The 12,783-nt window shown below is 61.3% G+C and carries 13 protein-coding genes; 9 read left to right on the top strand and 4 right to left on the bottom strand.

What is annotated here, in order from left to right:
- Positions 1–335: 335 nt before the first annotated feature.
- The gene (locus tag ACEK02_RS01725; protein ID WP_371420086.1) at positions 336–833 is read right to left on the bottom strand and encodes a YbaK/EbsC family protein; all 498 of its coding nucleotides are present in this window, start codon (positions 831–833) and stop codon (positions 336–338) included.
- A gap of 181 nt (positions 834–1,014) precedes the next feature.
- Here ACEK02_RS01725 and ACEK02_RS01720 point away from each other — a divergent pair, with 181 nt between their 5' ends.
- The gene (locus ACEK02_RS01720) at positions 1,015–1,731 is read left to right on the top strand and encodes a glycosyltransferase family 25 protein (protein WP_371420085.1); all 717 of its coding nucleotides are present in this window, start codon (positions 1,015–1,017) and stop codon (positions 1,729–1,731) included.
- Between the two features lie 18 nt (positions 1,732–1,749).
- Here the strand turns inward: ACEK02_RS01720 and ACEK02_RS01715 are convergent, their stop codons facing one another.
- The 3 genes from ACEK02_RS01715 to ACEK02_RS01705 all read right to left on the bottom strand — a co-directional run bounded on the left by ACEK02_RS01715 (position 1,750) and on the right by ACEK02_RS01705 (position 4,698).
- On the bottom strand, positions 1,750–2,967 hold the full coding sequence (locus ACEK02_RS01715) for an O-antigen ligase family protein (protein WP_371420084.1): 1,218 nt from the start codon (positions 2,965–2,967) through the stop codon (positions 1,750–1,752).
- The gene (locus ACEK02_RS01710) at positions 2,964–3,839 is read right to left on the bottom strand and encodes an amidohydrolase family protein (protein ID WP_089265865.1); all 876 of its coding nucleotides are present in this window, start codon (positions 3,837–3,839) and stop codon (positions 2,964–2,966) included. Before ACEK02_RS01710 ends, ACEK02_RS01715 begins: the two co-directional genes overlap by 4 nt.
- Positions 3,840–3,927: 88 nt before the next feature.
- A complete protein-coding gene (locus ACEK02_RS01705; protein ID WP_371420083.1) occupies positions 3,928–4,698 on the bottom strand; it encodes an IclR family transcriptional regulator C-terminal domain-containing protein in 771 nt (256 codons plus the stop codon).
- A gap of 106 nt (positions 4,699–4,804) precedes the next feature.
- On the opposite strand from ACEK02_RS01705, the gene ACEK02_RS01700 reads away from it, so the two are divergent.
- The 8 genes from ACEK02_RS01700 (at position 4,805) to ACEK02_RS01665 (ending at position 12,734) form a co-directional block, all read left to right on the top strand.
- A complete protein-coding gene (locus ACEK02_RS01700) occupies positions 4,805–5,281 on the top strand; it encodes a MaoC family dehydratase (protein ID WP_371420082.1) in 477 nt (158 codons plus the stop codon).
- Positions 5,282–5,301: 20 nt separating this feature from the next.
- Positions 5,302–5,748: a MaoC family dehydratase gene (locus tag ACEK02_RS01695; RefSeq protein WP_371420081.1), complete on the top strand. Its 447-nt coding sequence runs from the start codon at positions 5,302–5,304 to the stop codon at positions 5,746–5,748.
- Between the two features lie 18 nt (positions 5,749–5,766).
- The gene (locus tag ACEK02_RS01690; protein ID WP_371420080.1) at positions 5,767–7,014 is read left to right on the top strand and encodes an FAD-dependent monooxygenase; all 1,248 of its coding nucleotides are present in this window, start codon (positions 5,767–5,769) and stop codon (positions 7,012–7,014) included.
- 154 nt (positions 7,015–7,168) lie between these two features.
- Entirely contained in the window at positions 7,169–8,056 is an 888-nt protein-coding gene (locus tag ACEK02_RS01685; RefSeq protein WP_371420079.1) for a tripartite tricarboxylate transporter substrate binding protein, read from the top strand.
- A gap of 54 nt (positions 8,057–8,110) precedes the next feature.
- Complete coding sequence (locus ACEK02_RS01680; RefSeq protein WP_371420078.1) at positions 8,111–9,082, top strand: tripartite tricarboxylate transporter substrate binding protein; 972 nt, start codon at positions 8,111–8,113, stop codon at positions 9,080–9,082.
- A gap of 239 nt (positions 9,083–9,321) precedes the next feature.
- Positions 9,322–9,447 carry a type B 50S ribosomal protein L36 gene (ykgO, locus tag ACEK02_RS01675; protein ID WP_011509735.1) on the top strand — a complete coding sequence of 42 codons (126 nt, stop codon included), beginning with the start codon at positions 9,322–9,324 and terminating at the stop codon, positions 9,445–9,447.
- A gap of 115 nt (positions 9,448–9,562) precedes the next feature.
- Entirely contained in the window at positions 9,563–10,207 is a 645-nt protein-coding gene (locus ACEK02_RS01670; protein ID WP_371420077.1) for a tetratricopeptide repeat protein, read from the top strand.
- Positions 10,208–10,412: 205 nt separating this feature from the next.
- On the top strand, positions 10,413–12,734 hold the full coding sequence (locus tag ACEK02_RS01665; protein WP_371420076.1) for a mechanosensitive ion channel domain-containing protein: 2,322 nt from the start codon (positions 10,413–10,415) through the stop codon (positions 12,732–12,734).
- Positions 12,735–12,783: the final 49 nt, after the last annotated feature.

Genomic DNA, 12,783 nt, shown 5'->3' with positions numbered 1-12,783 from the left:
GTTTGCGCGCCGACGGACGTCTGCAGCGGCTTAGGCGCCAGCGGACTGCAGTCCGGCTGCAGCTGCGGCCACGATCGATGCCACGACCTGCTTCCAGGTCTTCGACGACTGCGGTCGATGAGATGGGGCTTTGAAGCGCATGGTCCTTGTCCGGTTGGGCCGCGCATGTTGCTGTGCAGCCAATCGTCCCCAGGGACGAGATCCGGAAAATCGTGCCTTGCGCGGGGGAAGTCGATCCCCCGACAAAAATAGCAATAGCCGCACTGCTCGGCTACGAGACGGCGGTTGGCTTGTTCTCTGCCAGCAATAAATGGCAGTGAATTATTCTCGCTGCATCAACCCATCGCGGGTGCTTGCCCCTGCACTGCCGCTGGTTCCTGGCAAACATCGACCCAGCTGGCCCCGGTCAGTTCGGCCATCCGTGCAGGGGACATCCGCACCGAACTGTTGACCGAGCCCGCCGCCGGCCACACCTCGGCGAATTCCTTCAGCGACACGTCGCAGTAGACTTGTAATGGCGTTGCCAGGCCGAACGGGCAGACGCCGCCCACCGGATGGCCGGTGAGGGCAACGACCTCATCGGCTCCCAGCATGCGCGGCTTGCCGCCAAGCGCATCGCGTGCCTTCTTGTTGTCGAGCCGCGCTGTACCCTTGGTCACCACCAGCACCACCCGGTCGCCGACCCGTACCGACAGCGTCTTGGCGATCTGGTCAGGTTCGACGCCCAATGCCTCGGCGGCGAGAAGGACTGTGGCCGAGCTTTTGTCGGTGACGGTTATGGATAATTCGGGGGCGTTGGCGGTGAGAAAGGCGCGGACGGACTCAAGGCTCATGATGCGGTCTCAGTGACATACCGCCACGCCCTCTCACATGTCGCGGGCAAAGGGAAGTCACATCCGTGCATTGGGGAACTGGGGCGGGCGCTGCCGCGCCATTCCCTCACGCCGGTTTTGACCTTATACGGGCTCTTGTCTGGCTGATCGTGCCGGGCGATGTTCTGGAGCCTACCCCTCGATGCTGCCGGCCTATGTGATCCATGCCAAGTCGTTGCCCGAGCGCACGGAGCATATCCAGCGCGAGCTCGACCGTGCAGGTATCAAGTTCGAGTGGGTGCTGGATTTCGACGCCGACGAGATCACATCCGATGTCGATCGCGCCTATTTCGCCGAAGGCGCCGATCTCACGCTGCGGCAGAAATCCTGCTCCTTGAAGCACATCGTCGCCATGCAGCGCATCCGCGAGCGCGGTCAGGATCTAGCGCTGATCTTCGAGGATGACGCATTGCTGGTGCCGGATTTCTGCGACCAGTTGAAGCGCGTGCTCGACGAAGCCGAAAAGTGGCCGCGGCCGCGCATTCTGCATCTTGGCGCCGCGACGAACTTCTACACCCCGGCATCCCAGTTACGGCCCGGCCAGATCGTTTATGAGGGCAATCGCGTCCGCAATATGGAAGCCTATGTGCTGGGCGCGCCCGAGGCCTCGGCACGACTTGACTGGATCGCGCGGCATCCGATGCACGAGCCTATCGATCTCGCCTTTAACACCGGCGATCCTGCCATGGGCATCCCGTTCCTGTGGCCAGAACCACCGCTGGCGGAGCAAGGCTCGCTCAATGGCGTGTTCAAAAGCTCACTCGATCGCAAAGGGCATGCGCAATTGCAGCTACGCATACAGTTTGCCGTGCAGAAGTTCAGGCGGCGTTATTTGAAGCGGTGGCTGAAGCTGAAGTAATCGGCGGCTTCCGGCCGGTCATTCCGAATGTGCGTTGCGCACCAGCGCGCCCAGCAATCCCACTGCCAGACAGTACAGCATCCCTTGTGTCACCGCCGAGATGTGACTGTTGAAAAGTCCGCCGATCATGTTCTGCAGCACGACGGCCTGCCCGACGACGCTGACATAATCGCGCGCGAGAAAAAGCCGGGCATGCGCAATCCACATGGCCCACAGCAGAAGCCCGCCAATCAGGCCAACCTGCAGCACGGTATGCAGCGTTTGATTGTGCGGATCGGGCGTGGCTTGGCCATAGGGCGACGGCTTGGTTGCCTCCATCGTCTGATACAGCGGCTTGATGCTGCCGGTGCCGTGACCGACGATAGGCGAGGCCTTTACGAACCCGACCGCCTTGCTCCAGAAATCCAGCCGCGATGCTGTTGAGACTGTTTCGCCGCCGGCGGTCTCACCGCTATTGGCGTTGATGTCCGAATTGATCTCTGCGATCCGGCGCTGGGCTTGCGGCGAGGTCAGCAGCGCGATGCCGATCACGATCATGGCTGCGACCGCGACCATAGCAGAGCGCCGCCAGCCGCCGGCATGGATGATGAATAGACCGAGCAATGCGGCGGCCATGATTGCGCCGGTCTTCGATACATAGATCAGGAAAATGTCGGCAAAGAACAGAAGCGCGAGCACGATCATCGCAATGGCGCGGCGCGTGTCCTGCACCCAGACGCGCACCGCGCCTATCGCCAGAGCGAAGGCACAAAGTGCGAAGCAGCCGGATTGAACCGCGTTGTCCTTGAAAGGCACGCCGGGTGCCTTGAACCAGCCCCACGGTCCCGTGGGCCACAGGAACGCGGCCCATGACAAGGCGAGAAGACATATACAGGCGGCAAGAAAGCCACAGGCGATTTGTAGCGCTTGCTTTCGCGTAAATGCCGTTGCCATCACCAATGGGATCAGCAGCAGCTTCGCGTAGGGACCAACCCATCTGATCGCGCCGCCGAGCGGCTGCATCGACCAGAGCACGCCGACTAGAATCAGTGCGAACAGCGCGACCGGCAGATAGGCTGCCGGCTTCCGCAATGTGGCGATGAAATGATCGCGGTCGAGTGTCAGCAGCGCGAGCACTGCAAAGATCGACACCGCGATAGCTTGACCGCTGGTTGAGAACGGCAGCGAGAAGCCGGTGGCAATGGCAGCGATCTGCCGGGCATCCGCAAGTTTACGCGGCAGATCGTTGTTTTTCATATACCCAGGAGTTTCCGTGCGTTGTTCTTGAGGACCTTCGGACGCACCTCGTCGCGAATGTCGAGCTTGGCGAAGTCGGCCATCCAGCGATCCGGCATGATCACCGGCCAGTCGGAGCCGAACAGCATCTTATCCTGCAGGATCGAATTGATGTAGCGCACCAGGATCGGCGGGAAGTATTTCGGCGACCAGCCGGACAGGTCGATATACACGTTGGGCTTGTGGGTCGCGACCGACAGCGCTTCTTCCTGCCAGGGGAAGGAGGGATGCGCGAGAATGATCTTCATGTCGGGAAAATCGACCGCAACGTCGTCCATATACATCGGGTTGGAATATTTCAGCCGCATTCCCATGCCGCCCGGCATGCCCGAGCCCACACCTGTTTGTCCGGTATGGAACAGCGCAATGGCGCCGCCTTCCTGTATCGCTTCATAGAGCGGATAGGCCATGCGGTCATTGGCGTAAAAGCCCTGCATGGTCGGGTGGAACTTGAAGCCCTTTACACCGTATTCGGAGATCAGCTTGCGCGCCTCGCGCACGCCGAGCTTGCCCTTGTGCGGATCGATCGATGCGAACGGGATCAGGACGTCGGCGTTCTCTTTGGCGATCTCCAGCATTTCGTAATTGTTGTAGCGGCGGAAGCCGGTCTCGCGCTCGGCGTCGACGGGGAAGATCACCGCGGCAATCTTCTTGTCGCGGTAATAGGCGGCGGTTTCCTGCACCGTCGGCGGATGCTTGTGCGGCGACTTGAAATACTCGGCCATTCGAGCCTGGAAATCGTCATAGCCGTCGTCGGCGTGGCAGCCGCAGGGTTCTTCCGCATGCGTATGGATGTCGATGGCGACCAAGTCGTCCGGATTGAGCAATTTCATGTCCCGCGTCTCCCGCACTTTCATCATTATCGTTGGCGGTTGCTCTAGCAAACCGGCCTGCTGAATGAAAGACGCGGAACGCTGCCGGCTAGCTGGTAGAGAACGACTGTGTCCGGATATCCTGCGCGGTGCGGCGGAGCGGGATCAGGTATTTCTCCTTTGCCATCGCCTCGTCCATGGTGCCCGAGATGGCATTGATGCTGATCGCTGCGACGACCCGGCCGCCGTGGTCGCGGACGGGGACGGCGATGCCGCAGATCGCGGGATCCAGTTCGCCATCGATCCAGCCATAGCCCTCAGCTTCGACGCGTTCGAGCTCGCGTTCCAGCAGCACAGGATCGGTGACAGTGCGTGGGGTGATCTGCTTGAAGTCGGTGGTGGCGAGATAATGCGCGCGCTGGTCCGGCGGTAGGGCCGCCAGCAACACGCGGCCGAGCGACACCACATGGGCGGGCAGGCGGCTGCCGACGGCGAGATTGGCCGAGAGAATGCGCTGTGCCGGCAATCGCAATGCATAGACGATTTCGGTCTCATCGAGCACGGCTAGCGAGCAGGATTCGCCGATTTCGTTGCGCAGGTCTTCCAAGGCGCGTTGCGCATAGCCCCAGTAAGGCAGTGCATTGAGGTAGGACAGGCCAAGCCCCAGCGCCCGCGGGCGGAGGCTGAAATAGCGACCGTCGGCTTCGCAATATTTCATCACGATCAATGTCGCGAGCATGCGGCGCGCCGTGGCGCGGCTCAGGCCCGCGCTGGCGGCCACCTCCGAAAGCGTATGTCGACCGGGTGGGCGGCCCAGCGCCTCGACGGCCGCAAAGCCACGGGCGATCGCCCGAACGAAACCATCACTGTCTTTGGCCATGCACCATCCTGCCGGTTTGGACTTGTCAGCCCCGGAAAACCACGCCTATAATTGTTCGTAAGGCGGCCATAAAGTTCGCCTGGTGAACGATAGTGGAGAAGGCGCGATGGCGCAAGCGGAAGTTTTTGAAACCGATTTCTGGAAGGACGCGAACCTGCGCAAGGTCTGGGACGAGATCGTCCCGGGCGAGCCGCGCAAGACGTTGCCCTATGTCCTGACCAAGGAGGCGATCCAGCTTTACTGCCGCTCGGTCGGCGAGGACCACCCGTTGTATTTTGACGAGGCTTACGCGAAGGCGTCGCCCTACAAAGGGCTGATCGCGCCGCCGTCGATCCACATCCTGCTGATGTTCTCGTGCACGCCGACTGACGACTGGATGCGCACGCCCGGCACCGTCAATGCCGGCCAGTCCTGGAGCTACAACAAGCCGGCACGGCCGGGCGACACCATCACGCTGCAGGCCCGCGCGCTCGACAAGTTCATCAAGCGCGAGCGGCTGTTCGTGGTCCACGATAACGTATTTTTCAATCAGCACGGCGACGTCATCTGCTCTGGCCGCGGCCAGACCATCCGCCCGATGTGAGCGAGACGAGGAGATTCATCATGACGACCAACTTTGAAAAACTCTCCACCGGCGACACCATCGACGGTCCGAAGTTCCCGGTTTCGCGCGAATCGATCCGGCTCTTCTGCGACGGCTCGCTCGACTACAATCCGCTGCATCTCGACGACGACTACATGAAGAACAGCTTCGGCAAGACCAATTTCGGCGGCATCATCATGCATGGCATGAATAATTTCGGGCTCATCACCCGGATGCTGACCGGCTGGGCCTATCCCGCCGGCGCCATTCATCGCCGCCTCGAAACGCGCTGGGTCAAACCGGTGAAACCCGGTGACACGATCCAGCCGGTTGGCATCATCAAGGCCAAGCAAACCACCGAAAAATCGCGTTGGGTGCTGATCGATGTGCTGGTGAAGAACCAGAACGACGAGAAGGTCGCCATTGGCGAGGCCATGGTCGAATTTCCCGTTCAAGCAACCACCTGAGCGTCGGAGGCCAGCGCAATGCCGATTTCAATTGCAGGAGCGGGGGTCGGTGGACTGACGGCCGCCCTTAGCCTGCATGCCGCCGGCCGCGACGATGTTGTCGTGTTCGAAGCTGCACGCGAAATTCGGGACGTTGGCGTCGGCATCAACCTGCCGCCGCACGCCGTTCGCGAACTCAGTGAATTGGGGCTCGGAGACGCGCTGGCAGCCATCGGGGTGCCGACAAAAGAGCTCGCCTATTATGACCCTGCCGGGCAGCTGATTTGGGCCGAACCTCGCGGACTTGATGCCGGATATCGATGGCCGCAATATTCGGTTCACCGTGGTCAGTTGCAGCGGCTGCTTGTCGATGCCGTCCGCCAACGGCTGGGCACCTCGGCCATTCGGGTCGGACGGCGTGCAACCGGCATCGACGTCCATTCGGGTCATGATGGCGGTGTCGCGATGCTGGCGGTCGATGTGGAGACGGGGCGGTCCGAATCTCATCCGGCCGATGTGGTGGTGGCGGCAGATGGTATCCGCTCGGCACTGCGCGACAGTTTGTACGGCGCGCCCACCGCTATCGCATCGAACGGATGGGTGATGTATCGCGGAGCGGCCAAGGCCGGACCGTTTCTGACCGGTCAGTCGATGGTTATCGTCGGTGATGAAAAGCAGCGCGTCGTCGCCTATCCGATCGCTCCGGGCCTCATCAATTGGCTGCTGGTGCGCCCGGCTGACAAAAATCGATCGGATGCAGAACTGGGGAATTGGAATGTACCGATAGCGTCCGACGCAGTCGCGGCATTCGCGCGCGACTATCGTTTCAGCTGGCTCGATGTGTATGAACTGATTGCGTCAACTGCTTATGCCTATGAATACCCAATGGCCGACATCGATCCGCTGCCGCGCTGGGTTTTTGGGCGTGGCGCTCTGCTCGGCGACTCTGCCCATGCGATGTATCCGTTCGGTTCGAACGGCGCGTCACAGGCGATTCTCGATGCGCGGGTATTCGCCTATCAGATCGCGACGGCGCCTTCGATCGACGAGGCGCTGCTGGCCTATGAGAGCGAGCGCCGTCCCGTGGCCACCGAAGTCCAGCTGGCCAATCGACGGCAGGCTGGTGATGTCATGGCGCGCGTGAGCGCGATGGCGCGACGTGGCGCCCATGGCGATGCCGCGACCGAGCTGCAGGATATCGAGCGTCGCTACAAGCAACTTGCCGGTTTCGACGTCAATGCGTTGAATGACCGCAAATCATGGAGCGTGCACGCCACGCCATCATGATCATCAACGGATGGAAAATCCGGATCAGAAGAAACTCGAGAACATGGGAAGATTCGATATGGGATGGCTTGGAACGACGTTGCGTTGTGGCTTGATGGCAGTTGGCTTGGCTTGCTCTGTCGTCGGTGTTGCCAGCGCTCAGGAAGCATATCCGGTGCGGCCTATCCGGTTGCTGGTCGGCTTTGGTCCCGGCGGGGCGACCGACATCACGTTCCGCAAGCTTGGCGAGCTTGCGAGCAAGCAACTCGGCCAGCCCATCATCATCGAGAACAAGCCGGGGGCAGGCGCGACGCTTGCGCCCTCGACGATGGCGAAGACCGACAGTCCCGATGGCTATACGATTGCGGCAGCTACCGCAGGATTGTTGCGTTACCCTTACATGCAGAAAGTCGATTGGAATCCGATCAGGGACTTTACCTGGATTGCTGGTCTCGGTGGTTACACGTTCGTACTCGCGGTCAATGCCGACTCACCATTCAAGACGGTTGGGGATCTCGTCGCCTATGCGAAGGCAAATCCCGGTGGGCTGACGATCGCGACCGCCGGGGCCGGCACCACGATGCATCTTCTTGCTGAGGCTCTTGCCGCCATGGCGGGTGTCGAGATCACACATGTCGGATATCGCAGTAGCAGCGAGGCCGGTACGGCCGTGCTGGGCGGCCACGCCATGGCAACCGTCGATGCGGTGGGTACGATTCTTCCTTACACGGAGCCCGGGAAGATGCGCATGCTGCTGTCGTTCGATCCGCAACCGGTCGACTGGCTGGCGGGCGTGCCGACTGCAAAGAGTCTCGGCTACGACCTTGTCTATCCCGCTCCTTATGGACTCGTAGGACCGAAGAACATGCCGCCTGAGATTGTCGGCAAGTTGTATCGGGCGTTCAAGGCGGCGGCCGACAGCGACGAGTACCGCAAATTGCTCGAGACACTGCGACAAACGGCGTGGACGCGCGCGCCAGGCGAGTACGAGCAATGGGCGCGAGAGTTCTATGTTTCAGAGCGATCGCTGGTCGAGAGCGCCAAGCTGCTGCGACAGCCCTGAGACGATCTGATGTTACAAAAAATGCAAAAAGCAAAACAAGGGCAGGGAACGGCGATGAAGCTTTTACTGACTGCAGTTTGTTCGGTGTTCATGCTGGTCACCGCGACGACCAGCCACGCCGCCGACCAGAATTTTCCGGTCAACCAGATCAAGATCATCGTGCCGTTTCCGGCCGGGGGCACGACGGACATCCTGGCGCGGTTCGTTGCGCAATATCTCGGTGAGAAACTCGGCGTCTCCACGATCGTCGAGAACCGGCCGGGTGCGTCCGGTACGATCGGTTCGGAAGTTGTGGCGAAATCGCCCGCGGATGGCAGCGTGTTGCTGGTCACGGCCACGCATCATGTGATTAATCCGAGCCTCCGCAAGAGCCTGCCTTACGATACGCAGAAGGACTTCTCGCCGATCGCCGTGGTGGCAACGGCGCCGAATGCGCTGGTGGTGACCAAGGATTTTCCGGCCAGGACCGTCGGTGAACTGATCGAGATGGCGAAGGCGCAGCCGGGCAAATTGTCGTTCGGCTCTTCGGGAATTGGCGGCGCCAATCATCTGTCCGGCGAGCTGTTCAAGCAGATGGCCGGGATCAATATCGAGCACATTCCGTACAAGGGCGCGGCGCCTGCGATGAACGATCTGATCGGCGGCCATATCCCGATCATGTTCGACACGCTGCCCACGGTTCTGCCCGCTGCGGAGGGTGGCACCATCCGCGTGCTGGCCGTCACCAGCGCGCAACGCGCGACGTCGCTGCCCAATGCCCCGACCCTCGACGAGGCAGGCGTAAAGGGTTTCGAGGCCACTGCCTGGTTCGGCATGTATATGCCGCAGGCCAATGGCAATCCGGCCTATACGAAGCTGGTCGCCGCCATGAAGGAGATCCTGGCGGCCCCGGCGACTCGTGAAAAATTCGCGACCCAGGGTGTCGAGCCGGGCAAATTGACCGGCGCCGAATTCGCCGGATTCGTCGATTCGGAGATCAAAAAGTGGGGCGCGGTGGTGAAAACCGCCAATGTTCCGCAGGAGTGACGTGCACTGGTTTGAGGTCCGGCGGTTGCGCCGGCACCTCAAGCCTCCAAAATACCTGCAAATATCGATCCAGTACCCGTCAGGGGGCCTGGATCGGATTGACAGTCCGGCGCCCGATGGCTTAGAAACCGCGGGTCCCGGGCGGCTTGGTCGCCAGCGGGTTCAAGCCCATTTTCGCTGATTTCGGCCTGCCGCGCGCGGTCTTTGACGTCAGTATCGCAAGCTATCAGGATTGACCGATGAAAGTCCGTAACTCGTTGAAATCGCTGCGTGCTCGTCACCGCGATAACCGCCTGGTCCGCCGCAAGGGCCGCGTCTACGTGATCAACAAGACCCAGCGCCGTTTCAAGGCCCGCCAGGGTTGATCGTTGTCCGGCCGGCCGTTTCGGCCAGCCGAGACGCTCGGGCTTTTGTCCGACATCACAGGTGTTTGACGCGCTGCTGCTTTGCAGCGCGTTTTTTCGTGTTTAGACTTGCAGCATGGCATTGAGAATCCCGGCCGCAGGTTTTGGAATTCTGCTGAGTGCGCTTCTGGGCGCTGCTCCTGTTTTCGCGCAGGTCAAAGATCCGCAGGTCGTGACCCCGGATGCGCCGAAGAAGATCCCCGAGCCGCCCGCCAAACTGCCGAAGGTCAATGCCGACAAGACGCGCGGCCTGGATTTCCTGTTCGGAGCGCTGAAAGCGGCGCCGGACGAAGCCAGCGCCAAACACGTCGAAGGCCGGATCTGGGCCCTGTGGTCGCAAACCTCGAGCGATACGACGGCGCTGCTGATGACACGCGCCAAGACGGCGCTGGACGCCAAGCAGGTCGATTTGTCGCTGGAACTGCTGAGTGCCGTGGTGAAGCTGCGCCCCGATTACGTCGAAGGCTGGAACCGACGGGCCACGCTGTATTATCTGCAGAACGATTATACCCGCTCGCTGCAGGATATCGAGCAGGTGCTGGTGCGCGAACCCCGGCATTTCGGTGCTCTGGCGGGGCTCGGCATGATCATGCAGGAGCTGGGGGACGACAAGCGTGCGCTTGATGCGTTCCGAAAGGCGCTTGCGGTCAATCCGCATCTCGAAAAGGTGCCGGAGCTGGTCAAGACCCTGACCGAGAAGGTCGAAGGCCGCGATATCTAACATTCCCTGAAAATCGGGCTTCTCGCGGGACCATCGCCCTGCTTTGACGCATTCCTGCTGCGCTGCGACAAAATATCAAGACATGGTCGCCGGGGAATCAAACTTCCGACACATGAAATAGGCGAAAAGGGCGTTTTCCAGCCACGGGAAGGGACACCTTTTGGCGCCGAAGTCATTTCCGCTCTTTGCATTGCTATGCCTGTTGATGACCGCGCCGTTGGTGCCCGGGACGACCGGTCCTGCGCTGGCGCAGAAGGCCGATGCGGCGCCGGCGCCCGCAGCATCGGCACTGTCTCCGGATCAGGCCAAGGCCGCCCTCGATACGCTGCAGGACGATGCCAAGCGCAAGGAGATGATCGACACGCTGCGCGCGATTGCCACTGCGACGCCTGCGCCGCCCGAAAAGAAGCCCGCCATTCCGCTCGACGCCGACAGCCTCGGCGCGCAATTGCTCGTGACGATTTCCGATCAGCTCGGCGATATCACGCGCGAGGTCTCGACAGCCGTGCAGTCGGTCACGCGCTTTCCGGCGCTATGGTACTGGCTGCAGCGCAGCGCCAACGACCCCGCCACCTATCATCTTCTGTTCGACATCGCCTGGAAACTTGTTGTCGTATTCGGCGGTGCGCTGGCGGCGGAATGGCTCATGGTCTGGCTACTGCGGCGGCCGCAGGCGGCGCTCGAAGCGCGCATTCCCTTTGTCGCGCGCGCGCCGGCGGCGGTGATTGAACGCGTTGATCCACCGTCTTCCACGGCCGATTTCACCGAGGCGCCCGATCTCAACAAGCGGCGGCGCAGCCTGACCCGGGCCTGGCAGTCGTTGCTGCGGCTTCCTTACGTCGTCGGCCGTTTGCTCCTCGAATTGATTCCGATTTTCGTCTTCACCGGCACGGTATCGTTGCTACTCGGCACCCAGATCGGCGATGCCGGGATCACGCGCCTCGCGATCCTTGCCATCGTAAACAGCTATGTGGTGGCGCGCGCCGTCATCTGCGCGATGCGCGCGCTGTTCGGGCCGCTTGCGCTGTTCAGGGTGAAGGAGGAGACCGCAGCCTATCTCGAAATCTGGACGCGTCGCATCGTCGGCGTCGGCGCCACCGGCATAGCGATCGCCAATGTCGCCCTGATGATGGGCCTCTATCGCTCGGCGCATTTTGCGCTGATCAAGCTCGTGATGCTGGTCGTGCATCTGTTTGTCGTCGTCATCGTCCTGCAATGCCGGAAGCCCGTTGCCGATGCACTCCGCGCGCCGATCGGTGCTACGGGCTTCCTGAGCGCGATGCGCAATCGCGTCGCCAGTCTCTGGCATGTGCTGGCCATCGCCGTCGTGATGGCGGCTTGGACCATCTGGGCGCTCAATATCCAGAACGGTTATTCATTGCTGCTGCGATACATCGTCGGCACGGTCATCGTCGCGCTGGTGGCCCGGCTCGCCTCGATGATTGCACTGAGTCTCATTGATCGCGGTTTCCGCATCAAGCCGGAAATCCTTCAGCGCTTTCCGGGTCTTGAAACGCGTGCCAATCGTTATCTGCCACTGTTGCGCAAGGTCGTCGCAACGATCATCGCGGTGATCGGCCTGGTTGCCCTGCTGGAAGTGTGGGGCGTCAATGCAATTGTCTGGTTCTATGGCGGCCAGATCGGGAGTCGGGTCGTCTCGGCTGTCGTCACCGTCGGCATCGCTGCCATTGTCGCCGCGGTTGTGTGGGAAGGTAGCAATGCGCTGATGGAGCGTCAGCTTGCGGCACTGACGCGCGATGCTCATTTCGCCCGCGCAGCACGTCTGCGCACGTTTCAGCCGATGCTGCGCACGACATTGCTTGGCGTAATCATTGCGGTGGTTGCGCTCACCGCGCTGAGCGAGATCGGTGTCAATGTCGCGCCGCTGCTCGCAGGTGCCGGCATCCTCGGCATTGCCATTGGCTTCGGTTCGCAGAAGCTGGTGCAGGACGTGATTACCGGCTTGTTCCTGCTGCTGGAAAGCACCGTGCAGGTTGGAGATAACGTCACGGTGTCGGGCCTGTCGGGAGTCGTGGAGAACGTCTCGATCCGTACCATCCGGCTGCGTGCCGGCGATGGGTCGGTTCACATCATTCCGTTCAGCGCGGTGACGACGATCACCAATGCCAGCCGCGGTGCGGGTAACGCGGCTGTGAGCGTCAGTGTCGCCTATAAGGAGGATACCGACCGCGCCGGCCAGTTGCTGAAGGATATTGTCGAGGAAATGCGCAGTGAAACCGCTTTCAAGCCGCTGATCCGCAGCAATCTGGAATTGTGGGGCGTCGATAAGGTCGATGGTTCGATGGCGACGATCGTTGGTCAGATCAGGTGCACCGATTCCGGTCGCTGGGCCGTGCAGCGCGAATTCAATCGCCGCATGAAAATCCGCTTCCAGGAAGAAGGTATCGAGATCGCCTCGCCCGGACAGACCGTCCTGATGCAGTTGCCGCCACCTTCCACCGAAGTTGCAGAAGGCGATGATGCAGATATCCAGCAGAGCAAGTCAGCACAGCGCCGCGCGGGCTAGAGCGTTTCACGTTTTTATTGAAGCGTATCCGGCGTTGGCAAAGTAGTTT

The sequence above is a fragment of the Tardiphaga sp. genome (assembly GCF_041424195.1).
Classification (GTDB): Bacteria; Pseudomonadota; Alphaproteobacteria; order Rhizobiales; family Xanthobacteraceae; genus Tardiphaga.
This window is presented reverse-complemented; position numbering and strand designations above follow the sequence as displayed.

Excerpts from the sequence above, each read along its gene's own strand:
- ACEK02_RS01725 (WP_371420086.1), bottom strand. The coding sequence starts at position 833 with ATGAGCCTTGAGTCCGTCCGCGCCTTTCTCACCGCCAACGCCCCCGAA.
- ACEK02_RS01695 (WP_371420081.1), top strand. The coding sequence starts at position 5,302 with ATGACGACCAACTTTGAAAAACTCTCCACCGGCGACACCATCGACGGT.
- ACEK02_RS01690 (WP_371420080.1), top strand. The coding sequence starts at position 5,767 with ATGCCGATTTCAATTGCAGGAGCGGGGGTCGGTGGACTGACGGCCGCC.
- ACEK02_RS01710 (WP_089265865.1), bottom strand. The coding sequence starts at position 3,839 with ATGAAATTGCTCAATCCGGACGACTTGGTCGCCATCGACATCCATACG.
- ykgO (WP_011509735.1), top strand. The coding sequence starts at position 9,322 with ATGAAAGTCCGTAACTCGTTGAAATCGCTGCGTGCTCGTCACCGCGAT.
- ACEK02_RS01700 (WP_371420082.1), top strand. The coding sequence starts at position 4,805 with ATGGCGCAAGCGGAAGTTTTTGAAACCGATTTCTGGAAGGACGCGAAC.
- ACEK02_RS01665 (WP_371420076.1), top strand. The coding sequence starts at position 10,413 with ATGACCGCGCCGTTGGTGCCCGGGACGACCGGTCCTGCGCTGGCGCAG.
- ACEK02_RS01680 (WP_371420078.1), top strand. The coding sequence starts at position 8,111 with ATGAAGCTTTTACTGACTGCAGTTTGTTCGGTGTTCATGCTGGTCACC.
- ACEK02_RS01670 (WP_371420077.1), top strand. The coding sequence starts at position 9,563 with ATGGCATTGAGAATCCCGGCCGCAGGTTTTGGAATTCTGCTGAGTGCG.
- ACEK02_RS01705 (WP_371420083.1), bottom strand. The coding sequence starts at position 4,698 with ATGGCCAAAGACAGTGATGGTTTCGTTCGGGCGATCGCCCGTGGCTTT.
- ACEK02_RS01720 (WP_371420085.1), top strand. The coding sequence starts at position 1,015 with ATGCTGCCGGCCTATGTGATCCATGCCAAGTCGTTGCCCGAGCGCACG.
- ACEK02_RS01715 (WP_371420084.1), bottom strand. The coding sequence starts at position 2,967 with ATGAAAAACAACGATCTGCCGCGTAAACTTGCGGATGCCCGGCAGATC.